The 14,363-nt window shown below is 63.6% G+C and carries 6 protein-coding genes; 4 read left to right on the top strand and 2 right to left on the bottom strand.

What is annotated here, in order from left to right:
• Positions 1 to 30 precede the first annotated feature (30 nt).
• Positions 31 to 444, top strand: a complete 414-nt coding sequence (locus C8K66_RS21485; protein ID WP_017844589.1) for an NUDIX domain-containing protein — start codon at positions 31 to 33, stop codon at positions 442 to 444.
• Positions 445 to 475: 31 nt separating this feature from the next.
• Here C8K66_RS21485 and metR read toward each other — a convergent pair whose 3' ends face one another.
• Entirely contained in the window at positions 476 to 1,393 is a 918-nt protein-coding gene (metR, locus tag C8K66_RS21480; protein WP_017844590.1) for a transcriptional regulator MetR, read from the bottom strand.
• A gap of 289 nt (positions 1,394 to 1,682) precedes the next feature.
• On the opposite strand from metR, the gene C8K66_RS21475 reads away from it, so the two are divergent.
• Positions 1,683 to 6,617, top strand: coding sequence for a dermonecrotic toxin domain-containing protein (locus tag C8K66_RS21475; protein WP_256591018.1), 4,935 nt, complete (start codon positions 1,683 to 1,685; stop codon positions 6,615 to 6,617).
• Positions 6,618 to 6,653: 36 nt separating this feature from the next.
• On the opposite strand, the gene C8K66_RS21470 is transcribed toward C8K66_RS21475, so the two are convergent.
• Entirely contained in the window at positions 6,654 to 12,305 is a 5,652-nt protein-coding gene (locus tag C8K66_RS21470) for a dermonecrotic toxin domain-containing protein (protein ID WP_108525874.1), read from the bottom strand.
• Positions 12,306 to 12,512: 207 nt separating this feature from the next.
• On the opposite strand from C8K66_RS21470, the gene C8K66_RS21465 reads away from it, so the two are divergent.
• Positions 12,513 to 13,532, top strand: a complete 1,020-nt coding sequence (locus C8K66_RS21465; protein WP_057004338.1) for an alpha/beta fold hydrolase — start codon at positions 12,513 to 12,515, stop codon at positions 13,530 to 13,532.
• 55 nt (positions 13,533 to 13,587) lie between these two features.
• The gene (locus C8K66_RS21460; protein WP_057004339.1) at positions 13,588 to 14,241 is read left to right on the top strand and encodes a DsbA family oxidoreductase; all 654 of its coding nucleotides are present in this window, start codon (positions 13,588 to 13,590) and stop codon (positions 14,239 to 14,241) included.
• Positions 14,242 to 14,363: the final 122 nt, after the last annotated feature.

The raw sequence follows: 14,363 nt of genomic DNA, 5'->3' as shown, positions 1-14,363 counted from the left end.
TGTGTCTTTGCATTCAAGGTGATTTTGTCCATGCCAACCACTATCCGTATCGCCGCCGCGCTCCTGATCGGCGGCGACGGCCAGACGTTGCTGGTGCGCAAGCGCGGCACTCAGGCATTCATGCAACCGGGCGGCAAGATCGATGCCGGCGAACAACCGGTCGAAGCGCTGGCCCGTGAGCTGCACGAAGAGCTGAACTTGCGCATCGAGCCGAGCCAGGCGGTCTACCTCGGTCGTTTCTCGGCCCCGGCCGCCAACGAGCCAGGTTTTACGGTGCAAGCCGAACTGTTCCAGGTACGGATCGACGTGCCGGTGACCCCGGCCGCCGAGATCGAAGAAGTGCGCTGGATCGACCCGGCCGGAGACGGCGGCCTGCACCTGGCGCCCTTGACGCGTGAGCTGATCCTGCCGTTTTATCGCAAATCGCTGACCACCACCGCCTGATTGGCGGGTTCCAAGGACTGAGCCGTGCCCCTCAACGCACGGCGCTGACCCCATCCAGTGTGGAAAACGACGTGTCCTTGGCCGTCAGCAGGAAGTCGCGCATGTACGGCGCGTCCAGCATGTCTGCACGAATCCCCGCATACAGCGTTGCAAACAGGCCTTTCTCACCCAGGCGCTTGGCCTTGACGTAACCGCGCGAGCTGTATTCATGCAGCGCCCAATGCGGCATGCCGCAAACGCCACGACCGCTGGCGACCAGTTGCATCATCATCACCGTCAGCTCCGAGGTGCGTACCTGGGCCGGTTCGACATCGGCGGGTTCGAGGAAGCGGGTGAAAATATCCAGGCGGTCGCGTTCCACCGGGTAGGTGATCAGGGTTTCGCTGAGCAGGTCTTGCGGCACGATGTACGACTTGTTCGCCAGGGGGTGCTGGTTGGCCACGGCCAGCATGGCTTCGTAGGTGAACAGCGGCACATACGTGATGCCCGGCAGCTCCAGCGGGTCGGAAGTGACCACCAGATCCAGGTCGCCACGGGCCAGGGCCGGCAGCGGGGCGAAGGCGAAACCGGACGCCAGGTCCAGCTCGACCTCGGGCCAGGCATCGCGGAACTGGTCGATGGTCGGCATCAGCCACTGGAAGCAGCTGTGGCATTCGATGGCCATGTGCAGGCGCCCGGCGGTGCCACCGGCCAGGCGCGCAATGTCGCGCTCGGCGCCGCGCAGCAGGGGCAGGGTGGCGTCCGCCAGTTGCAGCAGGCGCAGGCCGGCGCTGGTGAAACGCACCGGTTTGGTCTTGCGCACGAACAACGGCATGCCCAACCGCTCCTCCAGTTCTTTGAACTGGTGGGACAGGGCGGATTGGGTCAAGTGCAGGCGTTCGGCGGCTTCGACCAGGCTGTCGGCCTCGCGCAAGGCGTGCAGGGTTTTCAGGTGGCGGATTTCCAGCACCGTGGCCTCCATGAGCAATATTGATGAGCAATTCGAATAGGGTGAGTTTGTCTCATGTTGCGCGGGCTGTCGACCTGCCGGCCGGCGCACGAGGTTCATATCCCGCCATACATTGCGAAACGGCGCTGGCCCGGAGCCCCGGCGGGCCCCGCGTGTGTGGACATAGTCAATTACGCATTTCTTGTTTCACCGTAGGGATGAGTGGGTATTTTTGCCGCGACATTCGTCCCGAAGAGCGCTCCATGCGTCGTTGGGACGACACCGTATTGCCCCGCCAAGGATGTGCCCCATGACCGCTAGCGCCGCTGCAATGCCCTTCATCCCTCGTCTGTACCCCGCTGTACCACCGGCCAATCCAACCCCTTCGCCCCCTGCACCCGCGCCCACCTCCCTGAGCCGTGCCGGCGCCATCGCCGAGGTGCAACCCCGGCCCCGCGTCAGCCACCTCGCCGCCCACGCCGTCAGCAGCCAGTTCGCGACGCGGCCCGACGTGCGCTCGGTTGTCAGGGACATGCTCGGCGAGGCGATCAACAGCCTGTATCCCACGCTGGAATTCGACGTGGCGCGGACCTCGGTGGCAGAACCGATCGCGGAAAACCCGGTTCAATACCGCTTGACCCCGCTGCTGGATGTCGCGCTCAACCACCTGGCCAGCGGGGCCGATATCGATTTCACCGACAAGTATTCATGGCCGCAGAAACTGGTCAAACAGGGAACCGGCACCACCCTCAGAGTCCCCGAGGCTTCAGGCAACCGGCGCGAAGACATCGACATGTCGGCCATCGAACTGGCGATCCGCAGCCTTCGGCCCAGCCTCAAAGACGCGTTTGCGCGAGCCTTGACCCGTTACTGGGGACAAAATGCTGTCGGGGCGGACAACCGCTGGTTGTGGCTCAGCGGCATGCTCAGCGACAACCTGCGCAGTGCGGCGCTGAAACAGCCCGGCCTTACCGATGCGCAACGCGCCACCCTTGACCAGGTGGTCACCTGGCCCGAGCGTGCGCAACGCGTGAGTGCCAACGGCGACGACGCGGCGCGGGTCTTCGTGCTCGACACCAGCGTCCGCTACGGTGGCGGTGCCTCCACCCAGCTCAGCCCGGATCTTTTGATCACCCGTCAGATCGGCGCCAGCACCCAGGTTCTGCATGCCGCGGCCAACGGCCAGATTACCCCTTACGACTCGCTGGAAGCCTTCGGCAAGGCCTGGGGCGAGACGCTGGAAAACGACTTCGTCTTCGACCACTTGACCTGGAAACGCCAGGAGCCGGACGCGAATATCTTCGATGCGCAAGCGGGCATCATTCTGAACAACCAGTTGCAGGCGATAGACAGCATCGAACTCCCGCCAGCCGGCAGCCTCCAGGTTCTGGAGCAGCGCTTCAGCGTGCTCAGTGATCCGAGCCCGTGGTTTGTCGGCGCCTATGCCGCAGATTCCACGGAGCTGGCACGGCTGCAGGAAAAACTGCCGCAGTGGATGCGCAACGCCGACCTGGCCGATCGCCTTGCCTACCATCGCCACGCCCTCGAACTGGCCAGCGATGTCCAACGCAACCAGGGGCGTAACTTTTTTTCGGACATCCCCGATATTCGCACCTATACCCAGCAACAGCTGCAAGCGCAGTTGCAGAACACCGGGCTGCTCGCGGACCACCTCGACGTCACCTTCAAAGTACCGGTCGGCACGTTGGGCAGCGGCTACATCGAGCGCGTCACGATGAGCCTGACCGACATGGCCTTGCGCAATCTGGCCGGGCTGCCCAAGGGCGAAATCGAAGTGCGCCACTTCGGTCAACCGATCAGCGACCCGGCAATGCCGCAGCGCTTGAAAGACATCGTCAGCCAGGTGGACATCGGCAAACACTATCCTGCGTTGCTGCAAACCCACCTGCTGGGTGACAGCGATGAGTCACGTCGGCGCAGCGCCTTGTTCGCCCAACAAGTCCCGCGCCAACTGGCGATGCAGGCGCTGGAACTCAAGCTCAAGGGCGAAGCGGGCATCACCGCGCACGGTTACCGGTATGTGGAGGCGCTGCTGACGCCCGGCGCTGGAGCGAAACAGGTCGACGGGCAAGACATCGTCATGCGGCCCCTGGCGTTTATCCGCAAGTCCGGCGCGACACCCGATGTAGTCCAGAACATGTTCGTCATCGAGCCAGCGAATGCGGCTGTCGGCCCGCACCTTCTCTACCGGCCGATGTTGTCCCCGGTATTGCAGGAATTTGCCACGCGCCAAGCGCTGCTGGAGGCGGTGCAACAGCCCGGCCCCTTGCAGCAAAGCGTGCTGGCCTGGTTGCCTGACGACAGGACGCGCGCGGTGTACGGCAACGGCGGCTTCAAGATTCCCAACATTGCCCGCTACAGCGTCTTCAACGAGTTCGACGCGCCCGCCCAACCGGCACCGACGACACTCGCCGTGGACGGCTATGACGCCGCCAGCACATTACGCCAGGACCTGGAGCAAGGGCGCCTGATGCAGCACCTGTACCAGAGCAATACTCACAGCCTGGTGAACCTGGCCCAGGGGCAATCGGTATCGGACGCGCAGAGCCGCTGGGCTTCCTTCAAGGAACTGGGCGGGTTGTTGTTCAACACCCTGTTACCCGTGTTGCGTGGGCCTGGGGCGATGGCGGGGTGGTTGTTGCAGTTGGCCGGCAGCGAGGACGATATCCGCACACTGTCCAACCCCGCCGCCCAGGGCGACAGCACGGCCAGCGTGGTGGACCTGTTGCTCAATATGGGCATGGTCTTGACCCATTCCGCGCCCGCCGACGCCGCGCAGCCGCCGCTGACACTCGACGCTCTCAAAGCCATCGCGCCAAACGATGGCCCGCTGCGCCGCGCCCCGGGCCAGACGCCGGGCGCCCATCGCGCGAGCATCCGCCAAGGCGGTGTGGAGCCTTCTGCCAGCGCCATCGGCGGTCATGCGAGCATGCTAGATTTTGCGTTCTCCAGCCCGCGCCGCCTGAGCCCCGGCCAGCTCGCGCAGATCGAGTCATTCCGGGTAGCCGCGCCGGTCGATGTCGGTGCGGCGATTGCCGAGGGGCCAAAACAGGGCTTGTACCTGAGCCAGGGCGGGCTGTACGCCAACATCGACAAGCAGTGGTTCCGGGTGGCCAACGACCTCGACGGGGTGTTCATCATCGACGCGAACAACCGCGCGCGTACCGGCCCGCCGATCAGGCGTGACGCACAGGGGCGCTGGAGTTTCGACAGTCGCCCCCGGTTGCGCGGTGGCATGCCGCGCAAGAGCGGCGTCGCCGAGCGGGTCAAACAAAACAGGCAGGCACAACAGGCGCGAGGGGAAGCGTTCAGTCAGGCCGTCGAGGCCGCACTTGTATTGGATGGACCGAGGGCAGACTCGCGTAATCAAGTGATTGCGAGCATTACCGACTACTACAACGGCCGTAAAAAACTGCGCACACTGTGGGGGCTGTCCACCACCGGGGAGCATCAACAGCGCTTTATCGCGCCTTACCTGGCGCAGTTGGAACTCACGAAGCACCTCAGGCAGACCATCGACCAGCAACTCGTGCAACTCAAGCAACGCACTGAGGTACACAGTGCGGCGGCTCAGACCGCCATTGACCATCTGGTGCCGAAAAAACTCGGCGCAGTGGATGATCTTTCCGAAGAAAAACAGGCGCGCTCCAATCTCTATGAGACGGTGCTCGACAACTACCGTGAAATCGAACAGTTCTACACCACGCTGGCCGAAGACAGCAATCAACACGTCCCCAGCGGACGCTCGATGGCGGAGGTGGTGAGCGAGGCAAGGACCGGCTCCAAAAGCACGTATATCGAGCTGATGGACAACTTCGCCAGGGTTTACCGCGACTTGGAAAGCGTGCGGGAAGCCGCCCTGGCCTCCGCCGCCGAGCTGGAGAAATGGACGGACGATTCGTCGTTCGGCAAAACCAAGGCCGCGCACTTCCTCAAGCAGCAAGAGCGACAGCCACCTGCGATTACGGCCCTGCGCATGAAGCTGACCAGCCTGACCAACCTCAAAGAACTGAGCCTCGATCGCTATGCGCGAACGAGCGACCCAGTGGAGTCGTTTTACCTGCAGCGCTTGAGTTCAACCAACCTGATCCCCGTCTACAACGCTCACCTGGACCTGCGGCAGTACACCGGTTACAGCTTGAGCGAACGCAAGGCGACGCTGGAAACCGTCATCGGCACCTACCAGCGCGTGCTCAGCGACAGCCTGGCGATACAGGACACGAATCCCGGCCTTCAGCGAGCCGAGTATCAGCAGCTGTTTGCCGAACGCCTGCGCGATGTGATCAACGATGCCCAAACCGACCTGGCCGAAGTGATGCGCGAGGAACAAGCGCTGGTGCCTGCCGCTGTCGTGCGTATCGATCAACGGCAAAAACCGGCGGGCCAGCGCACGTTCAAGACCCGCGACAAGGAAACCCTGATCGGCACCGCGCGCCCCCAGGCGGCAGGCTCCGGCGTGATCATCGATGTGCTGGACCCGCAATCCGGCCGGTCGGTCGCCAGTTACAGCGAACACGCGAGCGAGGGCGAGTGGGTGAAGATCGTTCCCGCGCAACCCGCACGGCCCGCGTCATCGCCAAAGTCGCTGTCAACGCTCAAGTCCGACGCCAGGAAACTGCTCGAAGAAAGCGCCGGCATTGAACGCACGATCGCGTTCCAGAAACGCAAACTCAACGACCCGCAACGCCGGGAGGGCATCAACCCGCTGGACTGGAACGACATGCTGCAAGCCCAGGCCGAGCGGCTTCAGGCGACCGCCTTGCTGGCCGAAACCCGTCACGGCAGCAATCCCGAAACCGAACAATGGGTCAAACAGTGGCGCACGGCGGCGGACGAACTGCTTGCCAAGGCCCGCCAACATTGCGCCGATGGCTACAAGCTCCTACCCCCCAAACCGGAAAACATCGACTACCTGTGGAAGCACGGGTTCGTCGACATCAACCTGGTCCAGCGAGACATCGCGACCAAAAGCGGCGATGTCTTCACCGAGTACGCCGTGCGTGAAAAAGGCAAGGTCGACGTCTTGTGGTATGCCCATTTCCACTACCCGGCCAAAGGTTCGCCGCGCAATCTCTACACGGCGGCGCACCTGAAGATCCCGTCGCAGCGCACCAAGACCCAGAAAGACCTGGTGGCCGAGGCGGGCAATAACCGCGTGGTGGAACAGATCGTCAGGGCGCGGATCGGCCCGCCGCTGGATGAAAAACTGTTTCTGACGCTGTGACCGAAGCGCTCCGCTGACAGCCGCAGGCCGGCGCGGTTATTGGGCAACCCATAGCGGCCGGATATGCGGCAATGCAGCGGACTGCCTGCCGATGTCCGAGAACGGCAGCGACGGGTCGTCGGCATGGGTCAAGTAACGATGCTCCGGCAGTTTCAGGTGGGCCTTTTCGAACTCGTCGAAGATCGCCGTGCGGCGGTTGTAATGAAAGTGCGCGTACCACAACGGGCGCGGCGGGGTGGCGGTCAGGTCCCAGACTTCATATTCCTGCATGAAGTCGCGATGCCCGTTGGCACGCCTCGCCAGTTCGCTCATCGACGCGGTTCGACGCACCTCGACCACGTGATGCCTGACCAGGTCATCGAGCATGCCGTCGGTGGGTTTGCGGCTGGCCAACGATTGTCGGGTGCGCAAGGCGCGGCCGGCGGCGGTCAGTTCGCTGGCGGTCGTGCGCAATGGCTGGAGGCTCGGCTCCTCGGGGTCAAGGCGCGCGATGCGGTTTGCGCGCAAGGTGAGTTCGGCGGCTTCGCTGACCAGCATGTGTTCAAGGTCCACCGGCAACATGCCCTGGCGGGCATAGGCCTCGACTTTGGCCTGGTACGCCGGTACGGCGCGCAGGCGGTTCTGGGCTTCGCTCACCATCACCGACTTCACGTTCGCCTCCGCCGGGAACTCCACGGGCGGCGCCGGTTGGCGCTGGGCCCGACCGTCCGGGCGTTGCTCCCAGGTCTCGGTGTGGCCGCTGAGGTTGTCGATGGTGTAGCGCGTGGTGTTGGTGCGAGGGTCGGTGCTTTTTATGCCGATCAGCAGCCGGTTGTCTTCGCTTTCAAACACCGTCCCTTGGGGGGCATCGGGCTGCGGGCGCCGCAGGCGAGGTGTTGTGCCGATACGGTGGCGGGCCAGTTGAATCATGCGCTCGAGGTTGTTCAGCAAGGCGTCCAGGTTATCCAGGTCAAAATGTTGCGGGTAGCCTGCGCTCAAGGTTTTAACGCTGAGGCTGAACCGCGCGTAGGCATCGATACATTCGTTGAGGATCCGCGTGCGCTGGCTGACGGTGGTGGGCGTTTTTGTCAGTGCGAAATGCGTGTTCAGGGCCAGGTGAGCGTCGAGATAGACGCGATTGACCTCACTTTGCAAATACAACCAGGAAGGATCGCTGACGTGATCGTAGCGGTTGAACGTATCGATGCTGTGGACGGTGCGCAGGTGCGTGCGAAACCCTTCATCGTAGAGCTCGTTCCAGCGCGCCGCGTCATCGCGAGCCTCGCCCACCAGCGTGCGCGTATTTTGCAGGTCCGCGTCGATCTGTTGCGCGGTCCTGCGCGTGCTTCTGCCTTGGAGGCGCAGATCGGCCTCCAGCGCTGCCAGGTTGATCTGGCTGCTCCATTCGTTCATGACCAGGAAGACGCGGTCGATCCGGTCGAGTTCCTGCACGATTTTCTGGCTGAGACCTTTGCGGGTTTGCAGAAACTGCAGAATGGCGGCGGGGCGTGCTGGCGGCACTTGGATATCAGCGAATTGCCCGGTCAATTCCTGCAGCGCGGCCGCGGCGACTTTCAGGCGCTCTACGGCTCTGCTGGTGACAATCAAGGCAGCGCGGCTTTGCAAGCCTTGGAGGGCCAGGTGCTCTCTGTTGGGGGTGAAGGCGATCACGTCCTGAATGGCGTTGGCCTGCTGAATCGCCAGCTCGATGTCCTGGGTGTAGGCCTGATCAAGGGTTGGCTGCAATGTCTTGCGGGTGGCGAAGTCGCTTTGGTTGGACAGGTGTTGCAGGTTGCTGGTCGCGGCCAGTTGAGCGTCGAGCCGACTGCTCAGCGTATTGAGCGCATTGCTGAGCGCCAGTTGGCGGCGCAGGACATGATCGGTCCACCAGATCGGCAGCCGTTGTCGAATCGCCATCGGCCAGAGCGGCTCGAGGGTGTCGGCCAGGTGCCCGAGCACACCGCCGCCGCCCGCCAGGCCCGCCGGTTGCGCGGTGCCGTAGACGCCGAAGTGGGTGTCCCATTGGCCGGCGTCATCCAGGGCAATCGGTTGTTTGTAGGTTTTCAGCGCGTTGCCGCTCAAGCGCCAATGGCCGTTCTGCAGTTCGACCTGATAGACGTTGCCCTGCCGCACGATGAAGTGGCCGTCGGCATGGCGGTAGATGTTGCGATAAATACCGTGGCTCGCCGGGGTCAGATGGGCCAGGGCGATCTCCTTGTCGTACTCATACCCGCTGAAGCGCTCGGCGATGCGGCGCGCCTTGCGGCTCATGGGCGGTTGCAGGTAGCGGCCGCCCTTGAAGGCATTGCGCAACTGGCGCCCAAGCGTGCGCGTGCGCGCTGCATTGGGCGTGATCAGCACCCCGCCGGCCACATCCACGCCGGCGTCGATCATTGATTGCAGGACCTGGGTGATGTCGTGCATGCCTTGGGCATGATCGCCGCGTCGAAATGCATCTACCGCGTCATTGGCGCTGACCCAGCCGTCGTAAAGGCCGATCACCGTACCCACCACGGGGACCACGCCGAGCGCCATCTTGATATAGCTGAAGGCCTGCACGCCTTTGATGGCATAGCGTTCCAGGTACAGGTCGCTGTTGGAACGGGAACTGGCGCGGTGGGCCTCCTTGACGCGGCCCATTTGCGCGTTGAGCAAATGGCCGGCCAGCGACGTGGTGACGGGCCAGGGGCGGCCGACGCCGATCAGCGCGTCGAAATGCCGGAGCACCGCTTGATTGATCCGGCTGACGTGGTTGGCCACGTTGCCCAGCAAGGCGCGGCCGGCCAGGTAATTGACCATCGTGCTGCTCAGGCACAGGCGGTACAGCGCCAGCCGCGCGGCTTCAAGGTTGGCGTAGCTGCGCAGGTAGTGGCCGTCCGGGCTCTCGGGCAGATAGAGCAGGGTGAGCCCGGAGTTTTTCTGACGGATGAAGGTGACGCCGGACAACGTGCTTGAACCGTCCTGGGTGTCTGGCCCGCCGACACTGAGGTGGGCGGGGAGCAACTCAATGTCATTGCCATCGGCGCGCCAGGCTTCGGCTGTGCTGGCATTCACGGCGATGTTGAAGGTGTTCAGTTCGGTGGCCGTGATGTGCTTTTGCAGGAACGCCAGGCGCCCCTGGAGCGTAAGCATCAAGCGCTGAGGTTCGAGCAGGCATTCGAGGCGATAGTCACGGCTGAAGTCCGTTTCGCGATCCGAGCCTTGGTAAGCCTCGACGATCAGGTCTTCATACGCTTGGGCCAGGTCCAGTTCCGGCACCAGCTTGCGCAGGTAGTTGGCGCTGAGCCCGGCGGTGAGTGCCTGGCCTTCCGTGGCGTCCTGGCTGCTGACCTCGACCTTCATGAACGTCAAGCGCTCGGCGATCGGCGTATCGATGTTGCTCAGCGCCAGCTCATCCAGGCTCATTTTGACCCGGGTGGCGCTGGGGACCTGCACCGTCTTGGTCGGAGTGCCCGGCGCGCCAGGGGCTCCGACGAAATGCTGTTGATGCGTGACCGATTCGGGAACGTCGAGCTGAACGCTGAACGGTTGTTTGAGCGAGAAGTCCCGGGACAGCCTTGCGTGCAGGCGTTTTGTGCAAAAACTGCTGATCAGCGGCAGCTTCAGGTTCAATACTTCATCGGCGCGTTGCAACGCCACGATGTAGCGCTCCAGCAGGGCCTTGAGTTCGGCCCTGTCGGCCGCTGAAACCTGGCCGAGCCAGACCGGCAGTTGCGCCGCCAGTGCGCCGCTCTGCTGCTGCTCCAGAAGCTGCGCATAGGCCAGTTCGCGCGCGGTGTTGGTCGATACGCCCAGTTCCTGGATCGCTTGCACGCGCATGGGTTGCAGCTCCCGGGCTTGGCGCTCGGTGTCGTCCGGGGCGCGGCGAAGCATCGCTTCGATCTGGGCGACCCAGTCGTCGAGTTGCACGGTGAGGCTGTACTCGAACGGGGTCTGATTGAGCAGGGCCAGTTCCAGCGACGACGCGTCCGAGGGCGTTACGCCGAGCCACTGTTCAAGCGCCTGGCGCGAAGCGAAGTGCTGCAGCCCGCCCTGGCTGCCCGGCCAGTACAACAACAGGTCCTGAGGCGTTGACGCATCGAGCAGCGCCGCTTCCAGGGTGATCAGCAGCACGCCGTCCAGTTCTTTGCGCTGGGTGTTGATTGCGTCGTTGCTGCGCTCGCGGATCGACAGCGTCAAGGTCGCCACCGACACTTTGAGTTCGGGGTCTGGCGCGTTGAGCGGGTCAAGCGCGGCCAGGAGCATGGCGTACCCGGCCTGGCTGATCTGGTTGAGTTGGCGCTGCAGGCTGGCTTCGGCAAGCAGCCCGTTCAGCCGTGCCTGGAGCAAGCGGTGATAGTCGGGGTTGGCCTGTTGGGACAGCTCCAATAGCTGGTTCTGGGGTTGATTCCACAGCGCGCTGGCCGCTTCGTGGGCTTGCTGTTGCGCCTCGTGCAAGCGGTTGAGTTGGCTGCGCAACGTGGCCTGTTGCTCATCGCTCGGCGGCGGCAATATGGCAGGCGCTTGCACCGTATCGAAGAGCGGCTGTTGTTGCCGCGACAGCGCGTGGCGGCGCTGGGTCAGGGGCAGGTCGGCGGTCAGTCCGGCGAAGACTATGGGCGCGCTGTCGACGGGCGCGTCGTTCTCGGCGGGAGCGAGCGCGGATGCCGGCGGCAAGGCGAAAACCCCCTGGGTGCGCTGTTGCCGGTCAACCTGATCGGCTGCTTCCAGCGCTCTGTGTCCATGTTCGGCGAGGTCGCGGCCGTGGGGGTATTTCAAGCTGGCCTGCTTTTCTTTGAGGCGATGTTCCAACAGGTGCGTCACGCCGGCTTGCAAGGGCTCGTCGACCTCGCGGTAGTCGATCAGGTTGTCTCGCGTGATGGCCGTCACGCCAGGGAACAGCGTGGGGTGATCGAGCAACCACTGCTCCATGCCGACGCGGCTGTTGAACAGGTTCAGCGCCGGTTCTTCAGAGGGCAGGTACAACAGCTGGAGGACGACCTCGGCATCCAGGGTAATGACCAGCGCACCGGGTATCTCGGCATCGGCCAACCCGGTGCGTTTGAGCAGCAGTTGCTCGGCGTAGATCTTCTGACCGTCGAGCTGCAACGCGCCGCTTGGCGGGTCGAGGACGGTGAGCAACGGTTTCAATTGATCGGCCGTGATCGCCCCCGAGGCGCAGGCCAACTGCGCGGCGGCTTGGAGATGGCTGCTGTACTGCGCAACCGCGTGATCGCGACGCGAGACCGCAGTGCCAGGCGCGCGCGTGAACCACCAGTAGCGGACCCACGCGGTTCGCAGGGCCTGTTCCACGTTGAGCTGGGTAAAGGGTTTAACCAGCTCGAACGGCTGCGCTGCGTACTGGGTTTTGCCTTCCGGCAGGCCGATCACCCGGCAATGTTGGTAAAGCGCGGCGTAGGCGGGAAATTGATGAACGAAGGCACTGGCCTGGGTCAGTGTGATGGAGCGCGCCGGTCTTTCATCGGAGGCGGCAAAGTGCAACTGCACGCTGTCGCCGTCCAGGTCCAGTTGCTCGTTGATGAACGCGTTGAGCGAGGCGTGGACACTGGGCGCATCGGTGCTGAGCCGGAGCATCTGTTCGCGGCTGGCGTGCCAGCGGGCCGTGGCTTCCAGCAGCAGGCTTTCGTTCACGGGGCGAACCTGCGCGTGGGAAAACGGCGGAAAATCGCGCACGGCAAGGGGGGAGAGCGGGTTGGATGTATCGGTCATGTGACGGCACTCGAAAAATAGGGGCAGAACGGTGCTTTACCGGTCGGAGCCCTATTTAAAGGTGGAGAACGAGGCGCGCAGGGATAGATAGTTAGTGAGTCGACCGTTGAGCGACATTCATTAAACTGTCACGCAACTGTGGCAGCGCGCTTGAACAAACTTCATCAGACTCGCGCTCTACTGGGGTTCTGTGTTTCGGTGTTTTTCATGCGCGTGTTGCTGTTACTGGCCGCTCTACTGTTCGGCCTGCCGTCTTTTGCGGCGTCTCGATGTGATGTCAATGTCCCGACCCAAACGGTCGATCTGGCTCAGGTGAGCATCGCCTACCAGAGCATCGGCCGTGCGTCCGATCCGGCCTTGTTGCTGGTGATGGGCCTGGGCGGGCAACTGATCCACTGGCCTGACGAGGTTGTCGTCGCCCTGTGCCAGCAAGGTTTCCGGGTGATCCGCTACGACAATCGCGATGTCGGCCTGTCCACCTGGCGCCAGGCTCCGGCCAGCGCCAACCTGACGTTTGAAGTGTTGCGCTACAAACTCGGCCTGCCCGTGGCGGCGCCATACACGCTGACCGACATGGCCGATGACGCCCTGGGCTTGATGGATGCGTTGCAGGTCCAGCAATTCCATGTCCTCGGGGCGAGCATGGGCGGCATGATTGCCCAGCACCTGGCCGCGATGGCACCGCAGCGGGTGGAAAGCCTGACGCTGATCATGACCAGCTCCGGCGCCGAAGGCCTGCCGGCGCCGAATGCGGCGCTGGTGCAATTGTTGTCGCGGCGCAGCGCACCCAATCGCGCAGTGGCCCTGGAGCAACAGGCCGATTTGCTGGCCGCGCTGGGCAGCCCGTATGTCAAGGATGACCGCCAGGTGTTGCTGCATCAGGCCGCGCTGTCCTACGACCGTGCGTTCAACCCCGAGGGCGTGAAACGCCAGATCATGGCGATCCTCGCCGAACCGAGCCGCGTGCCGTTGCTCAACCAATTGCGCGTGCCGACCCTGGTGGTGCATGGCACCGCCGACCCGTTGTTGCCGGTGATGCACGGCGTACACCTGGCCGCGCATATCCAGGGGAGCCAGTTGAAGCTGATCCCGGGCCTGGCCCATCGTTTCCAGGAAGCGTTCAAGGCGCCGTTGCTGGCGGCGGTGCTGCCGTACCTGCAAGCCCATCGCGAAGACGCCACCCATTGGGCGCAGATCGAGCCGCCGGTCTCGGCGAAGGTGTTGTGACATTGGTGTATCGTGCAGCTTTTGCGGCGCATTAATGCCAGCGAGGTTGCCTACCATGAGTACTGCCCTGAAAATCGATTTCGTCAGCGATGTGTCCTGCCCCTGGTGCGTCATCGGCCTACGCGGCCTGACCGAAGCCCTCGACCAACTCGGCAGCGAGGTGCAGGCCGAGATCCACTTCCAGCCGTTCGAACTGAACCCTGGCATGCCCGCCGAGGGCCAGAACATCGTCGAGCACATCACCGAGAAATACGGCTCCAGCGCCGAAGAGTCCCAGGCCACCCGTGCGCGCATCCGCGACATGGGCGCCGAGTTGGGCTTTGCGTTCCGCACCGACGGCCAGAGCCGCATCTACAACACCTTCGATGCCCATCGCCTGCTGCATTGGGCCGGGTTGGAAGGCTTGCAGTACAACCTCAAGGAAGCGCTGTTCAAAGCCTATTTCAGCGATGGCCAGGACCCGTCCGATCACGCGACGCTGGTGCGTATCGCCGAGAGCGTCGGCCTGGACCCGCAACGCGCCGCGGCGATTCTCGCCAGCGATGAATACGTCGCCGAGGTGCGCGAGCAGGAACAACTGTGGGTGTCCCGTGGCGTGACGTCGGTGCCGACCATCGTGTTCAACGGGCAGTACGCGGTCAGCGGTGGCCAGTCGGTCGAAACGTTTGTCGGGGCGATTCGCCAGATCATCCGCGAATCCCGATCCTGACGCAGGTCCCATGTGGGAGGGGCTCATTGTCCTCAAGAGAGTCCCTGGCCCGTCCCTTGCATTGACCCCCTAAAGCCCATCCGCAATCCGGTTGGGCGCTGCCATTGGGGGTGAAACATTAC

The organism is Pseudomonas sp. GV105 (genome assembly GCF_003058185.1).
Classification (GTDB): domain Bacteria; phylum Pseudomonadota; class Gammaproteobacteria; order Pseudomonadales; family Pseudomonadaceae; genus Aquipseudomonas; species Aquipseudomonas veronii.
The sequence above is the reverse complement of the archived record's forward strand: the minus strand, read 5'-3'. Positions and strand labels throughout refer to the sequence as shown.

Excerpts from the sequence above, each read along its gene's own strand:
- C8K66_RS21485 (WP_017844589.1), top strand. The coding sequence starts at position 31 with ATGCCAACCACTATCCGTATCGCCGCCGCGCTCCTGATCGGCGGCGAC.
- C8K66_RS21475 (WP_256591018.1), top strand. The coding sequence starts at position 1,683 with ATGACCGCTAGCGCCGCTGCAATGCCCTTCATCCCTCGTCTGTACCCC.
- C8K66_RS21470 (WP_108525874.1), bottom strand. The coding sequence starts at position 12,305 with ATGACCGATACATCCAACCCGCTCTCCCCCCTTGCCGTGCGCGATTTT.
- C8K66_RS21465 (WP_057004338.1), top strand. The coding sequence starts at position 12,513 with ATGCGCGTGTTGCTGTTACTGGCCGCTCTACTGTTCGGCCTGCCGTCT.
- C8K66_RS21460 (WP_057004339.1), top strand. The coding sequence starts at position 13,588 with ATGAGTACTGCCCTGAAAATCGATTTCGTCAGCGATGTGTCCTGCCCC.